We start from the raw sequence: 215 nt of genomic DNA, 5'->3' as shown, positions 1-215 counted from the left end.
TGATGTTCTTGGTGTGTCAACGAATGCATCTTCAGATGATCTGAAAAAGGCGTATAAAAAAGCTGCCATAAAAAATCATCCAGATAAGGGTGGTGATCCAGAAAAGTTTAAAGAACTAGCACAAGCGTATGAAGTTCTGAGTGATCCAGAGAAACGTGAGATATATGATCAATATGGCGAGGATGCCCTTAAGGAAGGAATGGGTGGAGGTGGCG

The 215-nt window shown here is 41.9% G+C and carries 1 protein-coding gene; it reads left to right on the top strand.

All coding sequences use genetic code 11. The features are described 5' to 3' along the window. Positions 1 to 13: 13 nt before the first annotated feature. A partial coding sequence (locus C6N31_RS47595; RefSeq protein WP_498063743.1) for a DnaJ domain-containing protein occupies positions 14 to 215 on the top strand: 202 nt, incomplete at its 3' end.

It is taken from the genome of Streptomyces fildesensis, assembly GCF_016107395.1.
Lineage (GTDB): Bacteria > Actinomycetota > Actinomycetes > Streptomycetales > Streptomycetaceae > Actinacidiphila > Actinacidiphila fildesensis.
This window is presented reverse-complemented; position numbering and strand designations above follow the sequence as displayed.